The organism is Pseudomonas sp. G5001, assembly GCF_013385475.1.
Lineage (GTDB): Bacteria > Pseudomonadota > Gammaproteobacteria > Pseudomonadales > Pseudomonadaceae > Aquipseudomonas.
Window position 1 is genome coordinate 712951 of sequence record NZ_JACAPZ010000005.1, and the last position, 15541, is coordinate 728491.

The 15541-nt window shown below is 60.4% G+C and carries 11 protein-coding genes and 1 tRNA gene; 3 read left to right on the forward strand and 9 right to left on the reverse strand.

Features of this window, described 5'->3' with window-relative positions:
- Positions 1-125: 125 nt before the first annotated feature.
- The 5 genes from HX805_RS04680 to rpsU form a co-directional block, all read right to left on the reverse strand.
- A tRNA-Ile gene (locus tag HX805_RS04680) sits at positions 126-202 on the reverse strand.
- Positions 203-217: 15 nt separating this feature from the next.
- A complete protein-coding gene (locus tag HX805_RS04685) occupies positions 218-3961 on the reverse strand; it encodes a bifunctional diguanylate cyclase/phosphodiesterase (RefSeq protein ID WP_087694728.1) in 3744 nt (1247 codons plus the stop codon).
- Positions 3962-4081: 120 nt separating this feature from the next.
- Positions 4082-5932 (reverse strand): RNA polymerase sigma factor RpoD, encoded by a 1851-nt coding sequence (gene rpoD, locus HX805_RS04690; protein WP_003211014.1) that lies wholly within the window; start codon positions 5930-5932, stop codon positions 4082-4084.
- A 67-nt stretch (positions 5933-5999) separates the two neighbouring features.
- A complete protein-coding gene (gene dnaG, locus HX805_RS04695; protein ID WP_003211012.1) occupies positions 6000-7961 on the reverse strand; it encodes a DNA primase in 1962 nt (653 codons plus the stop codon).
- 445 nt (positions 7962-8406) lie between these two features.
- Positions 8407-8622, reverse strand: a complete 216-nt coding sequence (rpsU, locus tag HX805_RS04700; protein WP_002551877.1) for a 30S ribosomal protein S21 — start codon at positions 8620-8622, stop codon at positions 8407-8409.
- A 203-nt stretch (positions 8623-8825) separates the two neighbouring features.
- Between rpsU and tsaD the strand changes: the two genes are divergently transcribed.
- Positions 8826-9851, forward strand: a complete 1026-nt coding sequence (gene tsaD, locus HX805_RS04705; protein WP_087694726.1) for a tRNA (adenosine(37)-N6)-threonylcarbamoyltransferase complex transferase subunit TsaD — start codon at positions 8826-8828, stop codon at positions 9849-9851.
- A gap of 33 nt (positions 9852-9884) precedes the next feature.
- On the opposite strand, the gene plsY is transcribed toward tsaD, so the two are convergent.
- Positions 9885-10454 (reverse strand): glycerol-3-phosphate 1-O-acyltransferase PlsY, encoded by a 570-nt coding sequence (gene plsY, locus HX805_RS04710; RefSeq protein WP_003211009.1) that lies wholly within the window; start codon positions 10452-10454, stop codon positions 9885-9887.
- 74 nt (positions 10455-10528) lie between these two features.
- Here plsY and folB point away from each other — a divergent pair, with 74 nt between their 5' ends.
- Both folB and folK read left to right on the forward strand, forming a co-directional pair.
- Positions 10529-10882 carry a dihydroneopterin aldolase gene (folB, locus tag HX805_RS04715; protein WP_003211007.1) on the forward strand — a complete coding sequence of 118 codons (354 nt, stop codon included), beginning with the start codon at positions 10529-10531 and terminating at the stop codon, positions 10880-10882.
- A complete protein-coding gene (gene folK, locus HX805_RS04720; RefSeq protein WP_003211005.1) occupies positions 10873-11391 on the forward strand; it encodes a 2-amino-4-hydroxy-6-hydroxymethyldihydropteridine diphosphokinase in 519 nt (172 codons plus the stop codon). Before folB ends, folK begins: the two co-directional genes overlap by 10 nt.
- Here the strand turns inward: folK and HX805_RS04725 are convergent.
- From HX805_RS04725 to HX805_RS04735, 3 genes are all read right to left on the reverse strand, one after another.
- Positions 11361-12596, reverse strand: coding sequence for a multifunctional CCA addition/repair protein (locus HX805_RS04725; RefSeq protein WP_177116646.1), 1236 nt, complete (start codon positions 12594-12596; stop codon positions 11361-11363). The genes folK and HX805_RS04725 overlap by 31 nt on opposite strands.
- 63 nt (positions 12597-12659) lie before the next feature.
- Positions 12660-14222, reverse strand: a complete 1563-nt coding sequence (locus HX805_RS04730) for a SpoVR family protein (RefSeq protein WP_003211001.1) — start codon at positions 14220-14222, stop codon at positions 12660-12662.
- Complete coding sequence (locus HX805_RS04735; protein WP_003211000.1) at positions 14219-15490, reverse strand: YeaH/YhbH family protein; 1272 nt, start codon at positions 15488-15490, stop codon at positions 14219-14221. Before HX805_RS04735 ends, HX805_RS04730 begins: the two co-directional genes overlap by 4 nt.
- Positions 15491-15541 lie beyond the last annotated feature (51 nt).

The following is a 15541-nucleotide window of genomic DNA, read 5'->3' on the forward strand; positions in this document are numbered from 1 at the left end:
AATTGGCGTTGACTGGGAATCATGGTCAGTGCCGTAGCCGTTCGGGACAACTAACTAATGTTTCATTGCTGCACGACTCACGCGCGCCAGAAACGACAAAGCCGCGCAATGCGCGGCTTTCAAGATGGTGGGCCCAGTAGGACTCGAACCTACGACCAAGGGATTATGAGTCCCCTGCTCTAACCAACTGAGCTATAGGCCCTCAGTAGGTCGCGGATTATAGCGATGGTTTCTTCGCTGTGCCATCCGAAAAGTCCGAAACGCTCATACGAAGGAAAGTAGCGGCGAAAAGGTCCGGCGGCAGCGGCAGGCTGACGATATAGCCTTGCATCTGCTCACAACCTTCAGCCGCCAGAAACGCTTGCTGGGCCGGCGTTTCCACACCTTCGGCAATGATGGTGAATTGCATGCTGTGCCCCAGGGCAATGATGGCGCGCACGATCGCCGCATCGTGTGGGTCATCGGGCAGGCCGCGGACGAAGGATTGGTCGATCTTCAGGAAGTCCAGCGGCAGGCGTTTCAGGTAGCTGAGGGACGAATAGCCGGTGCCGAAGTCATCAATGGCCAGTTGCACGCCCAGATGCTTGAGCTGGTGCAGCACCTCCAGCGCTTCTTCGGCCTGGCTCATGATGAAGTTTTCGGTGATCTCCAGTTGCAGGCAGCCAGGCTCCAGGCGGTTGTCCCGCAGCAGTTGCTCGATGCGCGCCAGCAGGTTGGGGTGGCGCAGTTGCGCGCCCGCCAGGTTGACGGACAGCGGGCCGAAGTCATCAAAAATTTCTCGCCAGTCGTGCATCTGTCGGCAGGCCTGCTCCAGTACCCAGTCGCCAATCTGCAGGATCATGCCGTTCTCTTCGGCCAGGGCAATGAAGTGCTCGGGCGGCACTTCGCCGAAGGTGGGGTGGCGCCAGCGAATCAGGGCTTCGGCGCCGATCAGTTGTTGGGTGTCGAGGCTGAGTTTCGGCTGGTAATAGAGAGACAATTCGTCGCGCTCGATCGCTCGGCGCAGTTCGTGTTCCAGGGCCACGCGCTCGTTGGCTTGCGCAGTGAGGTCCTGGGTGTAGCTTTCGACGCGGTTGCGGCCTTTGGCCTTGGAGCGGTACATGGCGGCGTCAGCGTTTTTGACCAGGGTGGCGACGTCGTTGCCGTCCCGTGGGTACAGGCTGGTGCCGATGCTGGCGCTGATGAAGAACTCATGCTCGCCCGCCTGGAACGGTGGGGTGAAGCAGGCCAGCAGCTTATTGGCCAGGTGTTCGGCGTCGCTGGCTTGTTGCAGGCCGGGCAGCAGGATGATGAATTCGTCGCCACCCAGGCGCGCGACGGTGTCGACGTCTCGCAGTTGGTCCTTGAGGCGAACGGCGATGTCCTTGAGCAGCAGGTCGCCAATCGGGTGGCCGAGGCTGTCGTTGATGTGTTTGAAGCGGTCGAGGTCGAGGAACAGCACGGCGCCCTGGCTGCCGGTTTCCTGTTGGTTGTTGAGGGCGGCTTGCAGGCGGCTTTCAAACAGGGTGCGGTTGGGCAGGCCGGTCAGCGGGTCGTGGTGGGCCTGGTAATCGAGGCGCGCCTGGGCGTGCTTGAGGCTGGAGATGTCGGCAAACACGGCGACGAAGTGGGTGATCGACTCCTCGCGGTTGCGCACGGCGCTGATGGTCAGCCAGCTGGGGTACAGCTCGCCGCTCTTGCGCCGGTTGGAGATCTCGCCTTGCCAGTGGCCGTTGGCCGTCAGTTGGTGCCACATGGCCGCGTAGAAGGCGCTGTCGTGCAGGCCCGAGGCAAGCAGGCGCGGGGTTTGGCCGAGGGCCTCGGCTTCGCTGTAGCCGGTGATCTCACTGAAGGCGCGGTTCACGGCGCTGATATTTTGCCGGGTGTCGGTGATCAGTACGCCTTCGGCCGTGCTCTCGAACACGGTGGCGGCCTGTTGCAGTTTTTCCTGCATCAGTTGGCGTTCGGTGATGTCCCGGGCGATGGTCAGCATGCAGTCGTCGTCGCCGATGGGCAGCGGGCGGCTGGAGACTTCACACAGGCGAATTTCGCCGTCGCTGCGGCGGATGTGGCAGACAAAGTCGCGGACAAATCCATCCCGTTGCAGCCGCTCCAACATATCTTTGCGTTCGTTCAGGTCGACCCAGATCCCGAGGTCCAGGGTTGACTGGTCCAGCGACATCACGCTGTTGAAGCCGGTAATTCGACTGAATCCTTCGTTGACCTCAATCAGCAAACCGTCGCTTTGGCGGGACAACAGCAGGCCGTCGGGAGAGGCATGAAAGGCCTTGGCGAATTTCTCTTCGGAGGTCTGCAGTCGCTGCTGGGTTTCTTTCAGCTGGGTGATGTCACGCACCACCACGACCAGAGCTTCGGTGGTATCCAGTTGAAAGGGTTCGGCGGAGATCAGTCCGGTGAAGGCCTGGCCGTTGCTGCGCAGGAAGGGCATTTCCAGGTTGCGGATGCTGGTGGTCTGTACCCGTTGCAGCAGGCCGGGGCCTACGCCCTGGATGCCCCAGATATTCAGTTCAGTGGCGGTTTTTCCTACGACTGCTTCGGCGCTCAGGCCGATCTGGTCTTCGAATGCCTTATTGACCTCCATCAGGCAGCCGTCCGACAGCCGGGCGATGACCAGGATGTCCGGGCATTGCTGGAACACAGAGGCGAATTTCTGTTCCGAAAGCTGCAACGCTTCCTCGGTGCGCTTGGCTTCGCTGATGTCGATCATCAGGCCGCGCAGCACGGGCTCGTGGCCGTGTTCGATCAGGCTGACGATGTCCCGCACCCACAGGCAGCGTCCATCGGCGGTGATCACCCGGTAGTCGACACTGTGGTCGCGGTTGGCCCGGGTTTCGGCGTAGCAATAGGATTCGGTGCGGGTCAGGTCCGCGGGGTGGATGATGTTGCGCCAGAAGCCCGGGATCAGCCAGTGGGCACGGGGGTAACCCAGCAGTTCCTCGGCGTGGGGCGACACGTAGCTGTAGGTGAAATCGCTGATGCTGGCTTCCCAGGCGATCGCGGAAAGGCTCTCCACCAGGCCGCGATAGTGGTATTCGCTGCTGCGCAGTTCCTGTTCGAGGGCGACCCGGCGGGAAATTTCCGAGCTGAGCCGACGATTGATCCGAATAACCACGGCCAGCACGATGCTCAGCAACAGCACGGCAGGCAACCCGTAGAGCAGCACATCCGTCCAGAGCGTGCGGTGGTCGATGACGTTGCCGACCCAGCGCTGCTGGATGGCCTCGGTCTCAGCCGGGCTGATGTCGGCCAGGACTTTATCGAGGATGCCCACCAGCATCTTGTCGTCCTTCGGCACGCCCATGGCCAATTGATAGCGGTAAGGCGTTTCGCCGCTGATGTACAGGCCTTCCAGCTTGAGTTGGCGCAGGCTCCACACGCTGGACGCCAGATCGCCCACTACGGCGTCGACCTTGTCGGTGGCCAGGGCCTGCAGCGTAGCGCTGACATTGGGCATGGCCACCAGGTTGAGGTCCGGGTGGTGAGTGCGCAGCAGTTCATGGGGCGCGTAGTTTTCCACCACGGCCACCTTCAACCCGTACAGGTCTTTGAGGCTGCGTGGTTGCGGGCCGCCTTCGTGGGCGAGGATGACGATGGGGAAGTCGAGATAAGGCCGGGTAAACGACAGGAAACCCTGGCGTTCCGGTGTGGACATGATGCCCGGCAGCAGGTCGAGCTGGTTGTTGCGGGCCTGTTCCAGCACGGCGCTCCAGTTCACCGGCTCGATCAGTTTTATCCTGACGCCAAGGCGATCCTGCATCAGCCGCACATAATCAGCGGCCAGGCCCTGGTAGCGACCATCTTCATCGCGGTATTCAAAGGGTGGCCAAGAGGCGTCGACGCCCAGGCGCAACTCTTGGTGGTCCGCCAGCCAGCCACGCTCTTCATCGGTGAGAGTCAACGCGCCAGCCGTTGCGGTCCAGGTCAGCAGCGACAGCAGTAACACGGTCGGCAATCTGGGCATAACGGTCTCGTTATGGCACGGGGAATGTTTCGAGTGTAGACGGGCATTGCGGGGGAGGGGAGGCAGCGAGGATTTAATCTGTAGAAGCAAAAACCCCGGCCTGGGCCGGGGTTTTTGTGATCACTCGTCGAGGAAGGAGCGCAAATGCTCGCTTCTCGTCGGGTGGCGCAGCTTGCGCAGCGCCTTGGCTTCGATCTGACGAATCCGCTCACGGGTAACGTCGAACTGCTTACCAACCTCCTCAAGGGTGTGGTCGGTATTCATGTCGATGCCGAAGCGCATGCGCAGTACCTTGGCTTCACGGGCAGTGAGGCCGGACAGTACGTCGCGAGTCGCTTCTTTCAGGCTCTCAACGGTAGCAACATCGATTGGCGACTGCATGGTCGAGTCTTCGATGAAGTCACCCAGATGGGAGTCTTCGTCATCACCGATCGGGGTTTCCATGGAGATCGGCTCTTTAGCGATCTTCAATACCTTGCGGATTTTATCCTCAGGCATTTCCATGCGTTCGCCCAACTCTTCCGGGGTCGGTTCGCGACCCATTTCCTGCAACATCTGCCGGGAAATACGGTTGAGCTTGTTGATCGTCTCGATCATGTGCACCGGAATACGGATGGTGCGGGCCTGGTCGGCGATCGAGCGAGTGATCGCCTGACGGATCCACCAAGTGGCATAAGTCGAGAACTTGTAGCCGCGACGGTATTCGAACTTGTCCACCGCTTTCATCAAGCCGATGTTGCCTTCCTGGATCAGATCGAGGAATTGCAGGCCACGGTTGGTGTACTTCTTGGCGATGGAGATCACCAGACGCAAGTTCGCTTCAACCATCTCTTTCTTCGCACGGCGGGCCTTGGCCTCACCGATCGACATGCGACGGTTGATGTCCTTGATCTCGGCAATCGTCAGACCGGTTTCGGTCTGCAATGCAGTCAGCTTCTGCTGGCAACGAACGATGTCGGCCTGGAAGCGACCAATGGCTTCAGCGTATTTGCTTTTGCCTTTGGCCAGTGCGTCGGTCCAGCTTTCGTCGACTTCGTTGCCAGGGAACTGGCGCAGGAAGTCGGCACGCGGCATGCGCGCATCACGGACACAGAGCTGCATGATCGCACGCTCTTGTGCACGCAGACGCTCAAGGGCGCTACGAACCCGCTCAACCAGGCCTTCGAATTGCTTCGGTACCAGTTTGATCGGCATGAAGAGTTCAGCCAGGGCCAGCAATTCAGCAGTTGCCTGCTTGCTGCCGCGACCGTGCTTCTTCAGGGCCTTGCGAGCCAGTTCCATCTGATCGGAGACCGCGCCAAAGCGCTGGGCTGCGATGATCGGATCCGGACCGCTTTCGACTTCTTCTTCGTCATCGGTGCTGGCTTCAGCTTCGTCGTCGTCGGTGTCGTCGTCTGCTTTCGCAGCCTTGGCATCGATCGGTGGCGGAATTTCAGCCGCAGGTGGCGCAATGCCGTCGTCCGGGTCGATATAACCGCTCAGGACGTCGGACAGGCGGCCACCTTCGGTAGTGACGCGAGTGTACTCGGAGAGAATGTGGTCAACCGTGCCTGGGAAGTGCGCGATTGCGCCCATCACTTCACGGATGCCCTCTTCGATACGCTTGGCGATTTCGATTTCGCCTTCACGTGTCAGCAGCTCTACCGTACCCATTTCGCGCATATACATGCGCACAGGGTCAGTCGTGCGACCGATGTCGGTCTCGACCGCTGCCAACGCGGCGGCTGCTTCTTCAGCGGCTGCCTCGTCGGTATCGGCGTCGGCCAACATAAGGGCGTCCGCATCCGGAGCACTCTCGTGTACGGGGATCCCCATGTCATTAATCATGCGGATGATGTCTTCCACCTGCTCTGGATCTGAAATATCCTCAGGCAGGTGGTCGTTGACCTCTGCGTAAGTCAGATACTTCTGCTCACGACCAAGGGTGATCAACTCTTTGATACGAGACTGCTGTTGCGCTTTTCCGGACATAACACCCTATCCACTGAAGGTCTTGGCGGGCAAAAAACAAGCCGAGGATTATACCCGAGCTATGACCTCACACGCCAGCTGAGGTCGGGTTTGATGCGGAAACATTGCGACTTAAAAGGTCGCGCAGTTGATTTTTCTCTTCGGCGGTCAATTCACTCTGACGCGCTTTTCGAAGAAGTTGTTCCAGGTTTCGCTCGCGTTGACGAGCTACCAAGCTAGTAATGGTGTCGAAAAACTGTTGTTCAAGGTTATCGCCATCAATCAGCCATTCCTTTTCTGCCAATGCCTTCAGCAAACGGCCCTGTTCGGTGCCGTGCCAGCGTGCAATCAGCTGGAATGAGTTTAGCTTAGGATTCTTCTGTACGGCTTCGAGCAGGGCCACCAACAGTTGCGTATTGGTGTGGTCTTCGGCCGCAAAGTGCCCCGCATCCTCGACTTTTTGTGCCAGTTGCGGGTGGTGCAAAAGTGTACGCAGGGCTGCCATGGTGGGCGGCTCTACTGCTGCTGGGACGCGTGGGCCGCGCGGTTCGTCACGGTCACCGCCACGTTTGCCGTTTTTGTCCCAGGGTTTCTTGTCCCATTTCTTGCCGCCGGCGCCGGGTTTCTTCGGTGTCCACTCCTGCTGGGGCGTGTAGGCCTCCTGCGGTTGGTGGAAGTCGGAATAGTCCGGCATGGCGTCGTAATCCATGCCCGGGTCGTAGGCCGGCGGCGCCTCTTGCGGCGCGCTGCGGGCCAGCTGGCTGACGGCCTCGCCACTCAAGCCGGTGATTTCCAGCAGGCGCTGGCGCATCAGGGTCCGCAGGTTGGCGCCCGGAACCTTGTCGATCAGCGGGGCCGCGAGGGTGACCATGTGGGCCTTGCCTTCGAGGGAGCGCGGGTCGGACTCTTCGGTCAGTTGCTGGAAAAAGTAATCGGCCAGCGGTTGTGCGTGTTGGTTGATGCGCGCGCGGAACGCGTCGGTGCCTTCGGAGCGGACCAGGGTGTCCGGGTCTTCGCCTTCGGGCAGGAACAGGAAGCGTGCGCGCCGCCCGTCCTGCAGGCTCGACAGGGTCGACTCAAGGGCACGCCACGCTGCGTTGCGGCCGGCCTGGTCGCCGTCGAAGCAGAACAGTACGTTGGGCACCACGCGAAACAGGCGCTTCAAGTGCTCTTCGCTGGTCGCGGTGCCCAGGGTCGCCACGGCGTTGCGCAAACCTTGCTGGGCCAGGGCAATCACGTCCATATAGCCTTCAACCACGATGATTTCGTCGAGGTTGCGGTTGTTCTTGCGCGCCTCAAACAGGCCGTAGAGTTCCTGGCCTTTATGAAACACCGGGGTTTCCGGTGAGTTCAGGTATTTGGGCTTGTCGTCCCCCAGCACCCGGCCGCCGAACGCGATGATGCGGCCGCGGCTGTCGCGGATCGGGAACATCACGCGGTCGCGGAAACGGTCATAACGCTTGCCGGTCTCGGCGTTTTCCACCAACAGGCCGGCGTCGATCATGGCTTTTTGCTGCAGGGTGTCGCTGCTCAGGTGCTTGTACAGGTTGTCCCAGCCCGGCGGGGCGAAGCCGAGGCCGAAGTCGCGGGCGATTTCACCGGTCAGGCCGCGGCCCTTGAGGTAATCGACGGCGGCTTTGCGCTGCGGGTGGCTTTTCAGTGCCTGGCGGTAAAAGTCGGCAGCAGCGGTAAGCAGCGGGTACAGCGGCGAATCGGTGGGTTGCCGCGGTTTGTGCGGGCGGCCACTTTCTTCGCGGGGGATTTCCATGCCGGCGGCTTTCGCCAGTTCCTCGACGGCCTGGGGGAAGTCCAGGTTGTCGTGGTCCATGATGAAGCCGAGGGCGTTGCCGCCAGCGCCGCAGCCGAAGCAGTAGTAGAACTGCTTGTCGGGGCTGACGCTGAACGACGGAGTCTTTTCCTTGTGGAACGGGCAGCAGGCGGTGTAGTTCTTACCGGCCTTTTTCATCTGCAGGCGCGAGCTGACAACATCGACGATGTCGGTGCGGTTCAGAAGGTCGTCAATAAAGCTCTGGGGAATTAGCCCGGCCATGGCGTTCTCGTCATCACTGCGTGTAAAAGAGGGCCCGCAAAGTGCTCAAGGCGCGCGTGTTGTGCGGCTCGATCTACTGTCGTCTGCTTGGTCTGTCAGGAAGTGTATCTGCCGAACATTCACTGACGTTAGTTCCGATCAGTGCCCGGCGTAGAAATGTTGCCCGGGAGTCCGGTCTTGGCCATGTGGGGGCCTCGGAAGCTCATCGGTGGGCGCAGCCGACCTGTTGATCGCCTGTTAAAAAATAAGTGTGCTCGTCAGTAGCCTTGTTAGGCTCGTCAGAAGAGACGTGCACCGCTGGCAAAAGAGCCAGTCCTGACGTGTGAAGCAGTTCGTTTCAGTCGCGTGTGCGGCGTCAACGGTGAAGCATCAAGCGATATCCGCAAATGCCAACAGCCCGGCTGAGGGCCGGGCTTGGCAGAAGCTTGCTACGAACGTCTGTGTATTAGTACAGACGAACGGCGCGGCGCTGCTCGCGCTGAACTTTCTTGGCGTGACGCTTAACAGCGGCTGCTGCTTTACGCTTACGCTCAGAAGTTGGCTTCTCGTAAAATTCGCGGCTACGAACTTCAGCCAGAACACCGGCTTTTTCGCAGGAGCGCTTGAAACGACGCAGAGCTACGTCGAAGGGTTCGTTCTCTTTTACTTTGACGGCTGGCATCCAGAGCTACCTTCTTTCATTACCGGGAATCAACGTTCTCGTCGCAAAAAATTCGCGGCTGAGGTCGTCGGTTTTTAAGGGTTGCGGATGTTAACCCCTCATTGCCCGGAATGCAAAGCCTCTGATCGAAAACCGCTAGTCGGGAGGGGGAGTGGCGACTATTATGCGCGCCTTCGAATTCAGCCTCTACAAGGCGCAAACCCATGCTAGTTCTGGGATTAGAAACCTCGTGCGACGAAACCGGTGTCGCACTTTACGACAGTGAACGCGGGCTTTTGGCCGACGCACTGTTCAGTCAGATCGACCTGCATCGCGCCTATGGCGGCGTGGTGCCGGAGCTGGCCAGCCGTGATCATGTCAAACGCATGCTGCCATTGATTCGCCAGGTGCTGGACGAGGCCGGCTGCGTGCCGACCGAGATCGACGCCATTGCCTATACCGCCGGCCCCGGATTGGTCGGAGCCCTGCTGGTTGGGGCCTCTTGCGCCCAGGCGCTGGCATTTGCCTGGGGCATTCCGGCCCTTGGTGTGCACCACATGGAAGGCCATTTACTGGCACCGATGCTGGAAGAAAACCCGCCAGCGTTCCCGTTCGTCGCTTTGTTGGTTTCAGGCGGCCATACGCAGCTGGTTCAGGTCGACGGGATCGGTCAATACACGCTGCTGGGCGAAAGCCTGGACGACGCTGCCGGTGAAGCTTTCGACAAGACCGCGAAGATGATGGGCCTCAATTATCCGGGCGGCCCGGAAATCGCCCGCTTGGCAGAAAAAGGCGTTCCGGGGCGCTATACCTTCCCGCGCCCGATGTGCGATCGCCCTGGCCTGATGTTCAGTTTCAGCGGCCTGAAAACCTCTGCCCTGAACACCTGGCAGCAGAGCGTCAGCGCCGGAGACGACAGTGAGCAAGCCCGTTGCGACATCTCGCTGGCGTTCCAGCAGGCCGTGGTGGAGACTTTGACCATCAAGTGCAAGCGGGCCCTGAAGCAGGCGGGCATGAAGCGCCTGGTGATCGCGGGCGGCGTCAGCGCGAACAAGGCGCTGCGCAGCTCCCTGGAGAAAATGCTCGGCGACATGAAGGGCGACGTGTTTTATGCGCGTCCCGAATTCTGCACCGACAACGGTGCGATGATCGCCTATGCCGGTTGCCAGCGTTTGCAGGCCGGGCAGCATGAAAGCCTGGCAATCAGCGTGCAGGCGCGCTGGCCGATGGAGCAGTTGCCGCCGCTGTAACGGGCGAACGTGAGCCGGGTTCACCGGGCGTATTTAAAAATGCCGTTCGCGCCCGGCAAACAGGTCGCGTAAATTGCCCCGGTGACGCCAGACGATCAGCAGCGTGAGCACGCTCATCGGCACCAGCGCCTCCGGTTCCTGCCACGCCAGCAACGGCAGGGTCAGGGGCGTGGCGATGAGGGCGGCCAGCGAGCTGGTGCGTGTCAGGTAGAACGTCAGCAGCCAGGCCAGGATGGCCAGCAGCGCCGCCGGTGGGTAGATCCCCAGCAGCATGCCGGCCGCCGTCGCAACGCCTTTGCCGCCGCGAAAGCGAAAGTACAGCGGGAACAGGTGGCCGAGCACCGCGCAGACGCCGATCCAGGCTTGCTGTTGCAGCGACAGCCCGGCGAGATCGGCGATCAGCACCGGCAGCAGGCCCTTGCAGACGTCGCCGAACAGCGTGAGTACGGCGAGTTTCTTGCCGGCCAGGCGCAACATATTGGTGGCGCCGGCATTGCCTGAGCCACTCATTCGCGGGTCGGGATTTCCCGTCAGGCGGCTGAGCAAAATGGCGAAGGACAGCGAGCCGAGCAGGTAGGCGAGAGTCGCCAGTAACCAAAACATGCTAACTATTCCGGGCGAGGACGCCCTGATTCTAACGGGGCATCGCGCCCTTGTCGTGCAGCGGAGAAGAGTGCTTGGACAGAGTGTTTATCGAAGGCCTGGAAGTCGACACCGTGATCGGGGCCTACGACTGGGAGCGCGGTATCCGGCAATGCCTGCGTCTGGACCTGAGCTTCGCCTGGGATAACCGCCCGGCCGCTGCCGGTGATGACCTGACCCTGGCGCTGGATTACGCGAGCGTGTCCGCGCGGATCCAGGCCTTTGCCGAGCAGGCGCAATTCCAGCTGGTGGAAACCTTCGCCGAGCGCCTGGCTGAAGTGTTGATGAGTGAGTTCCAGATTCCCTGGCTGCACCTCAAACTGACCAAGCCCGGCGCCGTACCGGCCGCCAAGGGTGTGGGCGTGGAGATCGAGCGCGGATGTCGCTAACTCAGGTTTACCTTGGTCTTGGCAGTAACATCGAGCGTGAGGCCCATTTGCACGCTGGCCTTGATGCGCTGGCGGGTTTCCTGACGCAGATGCGCTGTTCGCCGGTGTTTGAAAGCCAGCCTGTGGGCATCAAGAGCGGGCCATTCTTCAATCTGGTGGTGTCGGCGTATACCGACCTGCCGTTGATGGAACTGGACCGCCGGCTGAAATTCATCGAGGCCGACAATGGCCGCTACGCCCCGGATCGCAAGGGCTTGCCGCTGGACATCGACGTGCTGCTGTATGGCGAGCTGGTGGGTAACTTCGATGGCCTGATCCTGCCCCGGGCCGAAATCCTGAAGAACGCGTTTGTGCTGTGGCCGCTGTCGTTGATGGCGCCGCAGCGTGTGCATCCTGAGGTGGGCAAGTCATTTGCCGCGCTGTGGCAGGATGCACACATTGACCAGGTACTGGCGCCGGTCGCGTTCGAATGGCGGGATCAGCCGTTGACGCCGGACTCGCTCTTGTAGGCTTTTAGCGCCTTGAGCCGTTCGCGTTTCAGCGCTTCGCCCAGTTCGGGGCCTTTGAAGCCTTGTTCCAGTAGCGGTGCGACGGCCACACCTCTGGCCGCCAGCGCCGCACCGCGCAAATAATCGGCTTGTGGATAACTTCTCTGCTCAAGGCCCTTGCGCCCGCGGGCGTCCATCTCGCATGCCACTACAAACTCTTCAAAGCGTTGCGGGCGACGGTAAACGTCGAAGCTTTGCAGCAACTCCAGCAATGTCGAGGGCCTCAGCTCCAGTGCGCGGTGGCCATGGGTGTGATATTCGCCCACCAGCAACGCCAACTCCTGGCAATCCCTTGGCACCTTGAAGCGTTCGTTCATCGCCTTGATCAGCTTCACGCCGCGTTGCTCATGAGCGATGTGCTGCGGCAACTTATCCACAGGCGTGAGGCCCTTGCCCAGATCGTGCAGCAGGCAGGCCCAGCGGACGGTCAACGGTTGGGCATGGATGGCCGCCTGTTCCAGCACGCTCAATGTGTGCACGCCGGTATCGATTTCGGGGTGATGGGCCTCGGGTTGCGGCACGCCAAACAGTGCGTCGATTTCCGGCATCAGGGTTTTCAGGGCGCCGCAATCGCGCAGCACCTGGGTAAACACCTGTGGCTGGTTTTCCATCAATGCGCGGGAAATCTCCTTCCAGCTGCGTTCGGGCGTCAAGGCTTCCAGTTCGCCCGACGCGCTGAGTTCGCGCATCAGTTCCAGGGTTTCGGGCGCTACCGTAAAGCCGAGGCCGGCATAGCGCGCAGCAAAGCGGGCAACGCGCAGGACACGCAGTGGATCTTCGGCAAACGCCGGGGAAACGTGACGCAGAATGCGTGCGTCCAGATCCTGCTGGCCGTGATAAGGGTCGGTCAGGTTGCCCGCGTCATCCTCGGCCATGGCGTTGATGGTCAGGTCGCGGCGGATCAGGTCTTCTTCCAGGGTAACGTCGGGGCTGGCGTGAAACACAAAGCCGCCATAACCCCGGCCGCTCTTGCGCTCCGTGCGGGCGAGGGCGTACTCGTCACCATTTTTCGGGTCAAGAAATACCGGGAAGTCCGAACCCACAGGCTTGTAGCCCAGGGCGAGCATTTCTTCAGTGGTAGCGCCGACTACGACACGGTCGATATCGGTAACGGGGATGCCCAGCAGGCGATCACGTACCGCACCACCGACTTTGTAGATTTGCATGAAAAAGCCTCCATTAGCGGCACAGGATAACGCCTGCGGCCCGCCAATGGAGGCTTTGCCGTTTCACAGATGCACGACTGCCAGGTCCAGGCGGCCGTAATCGTTATCGCCGTGTTCGTTGCGGGGCGGAACATGGTGGGTTTTCATCACCTGGTCGCCTTGCAGCGTCTCCAGGTGGATATCGAACCCCCACAGCCGGTGCAGGTGCTTGAGAACCTCCTCAGTGGACTCTCCCAGCGGTTTGCGGTCGTGCTGCTGGTGGCGCAGGGTCAGCGAGCGGTCGCCGCGTACGTCGATGCTGTAGATCTGCACATTGGGTTCGCGGTTGCCCAGGTTGTACTGCGCCGCGAGGGTTTCGCGGATGGTGCGATAGCCCGGCTCGTCATGAATGGCGGGCACCAGCAGATCGTCCTTGAGGTCGTCGTCCATGATGCTGAACAGCTTGAGGTCTCGAATCACCTGGGGGGACAGGTACTGCAGGATGAAGCTCTCATCCTTGAAGCTGCTCATGGCGAACTTGATGGTCGACAACCAATCGCTGCCGGCAATCTCCGGGAACCAGCGGCGGTCTTCTTCGGTGGGGTGCTCGCACATGCGCCGGATATCGCGGTACATCGCAAAGCCCAATGCATACGGGTTGATACCGCTGTAGTAGGGGCTGTCGAAGCCCGGCTGGAAGACCACGCTGGTGTGGGACGTCAGAAACTCCATCATGAAACCGTCGGTGACCAGGCCTTCGTCATACAGGTCGTTCATCAGGGTGTAGTGCCAGAACGTGGCCCAGCCTTCGTTCATCACCTGGGTCTGGCGTTGTGGGTAGAAATACTGGGCGATCTTGCGCACGATCCGCACGATTTCCCGCTGCCAGGGCTCCAGCAACGGCGCGTGCTTTTCGATGAAATACAGGATGTTTTCCTGAGGTTCGGCGGGGAAGCGCGCATTGTCCTTGTCGTTGTTCTTGCCGGCGCGTTTGGGAATGGTGCGCCACAGGTCGTTGATCTGCTTTTGCAGATGCTCTTCACGGTCCTTCTGGCGCAGCCGTTCTTCTTCGGCGGAAATCGGATACGGGCGTTTGTAGCGGTCGACGCCGTAGTTCATCAGGGCATGGCAGGAGTCCAGCAGGTCTTCCACCGCGTCGATGCCGTGGCGCTCCTCACACTGCATGATGTACTGCTTGGCAAATACCAGGTAATCGATGATCGAGCTGGCATCGGTCCAGGTGCGGAACAGGTAGTTACCCTTGAAGAAGCTGTTATGCCCGTAGCACGCGTGGGCCACCACCAGTGCCTGCATGCAGATGGTGTTTTCTTCCATCAGGTAGGCGATGCACGGGTCGGAGTTGATGACGATTTCGTAGGCCAGGCCCATCTGGCCGCGGGTGTAGGACTTTTCAGTGCTGAGGAAGTGTTTGCCGTAGGACCAGTGGTGATAGCCCAGGGGCATGCCCACGGACGCATAGGCATCCATCATCTGTTCGGCGGTGATCACTTCGATCTGGTTGGGGTAGGTATCCAGGGCATAACCCGCCGCGATGCGGCTGATTTCCCGGTCATAGGCCTGGATGAGTTCGAAGGTCCATTCGGACCCCGTGGATATGGGTTGGCGCTTATGCTCTTTGGCGGTCATGTCACTAACCTGCGCTGGAAGAGTTCACGGAAGACCGGATAGATATCGCCGGCCGAGACCAATTGTTGCTGGGCGAAGGTGTCAGCGAAGGCTTCGCTGATGCGTTCGTATTCGAACCACAGGGCCTGATGCTCGCGCGGGGTGATTTCGACGTAGGTGTAGTACTGCACGAACGGCATGATCTGGTTGATCAGGATGTCGCGGCAGATCGGCGAGTCGTCGTTCCAGTTGTCGCCGTCGGAAGCCTGGGCGGCGTAGATGTTCCACTCGTTGGCCGGATAGCGTTCGGCCATGATTTCCTGCATCAGCTTCAAGGCGCTGGAGACTATGGTGCCGCCGGTTTCCCGCGAGTAGAAGAATTCCTCCTCGTCGACTTCCCTGGCGCTGGTGTGATGGCGGATGAACACCACATCGATCTTGTCGTAGTTACGCTTGAGAAACAGGTACAGCAGGATGAAGAAGCGCTTGGCGATGTCCTTGGTCGCCTGGGTCATGGAGCCGGACACGTCCATCAGGCAGAACATCACCGCTTTGGAACTGGGATTGGGTTGCTTGACCAGCAGGTTGTACTTCAGGTCGAAGGTGTCGAGAAACGGCACGCGATGGATTCGCGCGCTGAGTTTGGCGATTTCGGCTTCAATTTCCTGGATATCGCCGAAGTTGTCCGGCTCTTCGCGTTTCAGGCGTTCCAGTTCCGCCTTGGCATCCCGCAGTTTTGCCCGGCTGCTGCCAGACAAGGCGATACGTCGCGCATGGGCCGAGCGCAGGGTACGGATGATGTTGATCCGTGACGGGTTGCCTTCATTGCTGATCCCGGCACGCACGGTCTTGAAGGTGTCGGTACCGGTCAGGTTGCGTTTGACCAGGTTGGGCAGTTCCAGGTCTTCGAACATGAACTCCAGGAACTCTTCCTGGGTGATCTGGAACACGAACTCATCCATGCCTTCGCCGGAGTTACCGGCCTTGCCCGGGCCTTTGCCGCCCGCGCCGCCCTGGGGCCGCTGGATATGTTCGCCGCTGGTGAATTCCTTGTTGCCGGGATGCACGACGGTCTGTTTGCCGCCCCGGCCGTGGTGCAGCACCGGTTCATCGATGTCGCGTCCGGGGATGCTGATCTGTTCGCCATGCTCCATATCGGTGATGGAACGGCGGCTGACGGCCTCTTCGACGGCCTTTTTGATGTGGTCACGGTAACGCCGCAGGAACCGCTGGCGGTTTACCGTGCTCTTGTTCTTGCCATTGAGACGTCGGTCGATCACATAGCTCATGCAGGAGCCCTCCGGGCAGCTTCAAGTTACAAGCTTCAAGCGGCAAGCTGG

Coding starts and splice junctions, on each gene's coding strand:
- HX805_RS04735 (WP_003211000.1), bottom strand. CDS start 15,490: ATGAGCTATGTGATCGACCGACGTCTCAATGGCAAGAACAAGAGCACG.
- HX805_RS04730 (WP_003211001.1), bottom strand. CDS start 14,222: ATGACCGCCAAAGAGCATAAGCGCCAACCCATATCCACGGGGTCCGAA.
- folK (WP_003211005.1), top strand. CDS start 10,873: ATGTCGCTAACTCAGGTTTACCTTGGTCTTGGCAGTAACATCGAGCGT.
- tsaD (WP_087694726.1), top strand. CDS start 8,826: ATGCTAGTTCTGGGATTAGAAACCTCGTGCGACGAAACCGGTGTCGCA.
- rpsU (WP_002551877.1), bottom strand. CDS start 8,622: ATGCCAGCCGTCAAAGTAAAAGAGAACGAACCCTTCGACGTAGCTCTG.
- dnaG (WP_003211012.1), bottom strand. CDS start 7,961: ATGGCCGGGCTAATTCCCCAGAGCTTTATTGACGACCTTCTGAACCGC.
- HX805_RS04685 (WP_087694728.1), bottom strand. CDS start 3,961: ATGCCCAGATTGCCGACCGTGTTACTGCTGTCGCTGCTGACCTGGACC.
- plsY (WP_003211009.1), bottom strand. CDS start 10,454: ATGTTTTGGTTACTGGCGACTCTCGCCTACCTGCTCGGCTCGCTGTCC.
- HX805_RS04725 (WP_177116646.1), bottom strand. CDS start 12,596: ATGCAAATCTACAAAGTCGGTGGTGCGGTACGTGATCGCCTGCTGGGC.
- rpoD (WP_003211014.1), bottom strand. CDS start 5,932: ATGTCCGGAAAAGCGCAACAGCAGTCTCGTATCAAAGAGTTGATCACC.